At 49.7% G+C, this 457-nt stretch carries 1 protein-coding gene; it reads right to left on the bottom strand.

Features of this window, described 5'->3' with window-relative positions:
- Positions 1–457 (bottom strand): GNAT family N-acetyltransferase (locus AB4585_RS22935; protein ID WP_372171110.1); only part of this gene is annotated, 457 nt, incomplete at both ends.

Here is a 457-nt window from a genome sequence, read left to right as displayed (position 1 = left end):
GGGAGAATCAGTATCGAGTTTAGGGTGCTGGAAATCTCTGTCGGTATTGTGCATCCCTATCTTTTGCATTACTCGCTGAGACGGAAGGTTACTTAAGGCCGTTAAGCTATAGAGAGTATCGAATTTAAGCTGTATGAAGGCATGCGCCAACACAGCAGCAGCGGCCTCTGGCGCCAAACCCTGCCCCCAGAACTCTTTCTGCAACCGCCAAGCAATTTCAACAAAGGGACTACCTAAAATGCCATCTTCAGCTGAACGTTGCTGTAAGCCCACCATGCCAACAAACTGATGAGTGAGTTTGCATTCTATCGCCCACATTCCCCAGCCTTGGCTGTCGAGTTCTTCAGACAAGCGTCGTACCGATTCTACGCTTTGCATAGGGGTCAGCGTATCAGGGAAGAATCGCATTACCTCAGGGCTCTGGTTCATCTGCACAAAGGCATCAAAATCCGTTGGC

Origin of the sequence: Vibrio sp. 10N.222.49.C9, assembly GCF_041474985.1 — a bacterium.
Taxonomy (GTDB): Bacteria; Pseudomonadota; Gammaproteobacteria; order Enterobacterales; family Vibrionaceae; genus Vibrio; species Vibrio crassostreae_C.
This window is presented reverse-complemented; position numbering and strand designations above follow the sequence as displayed.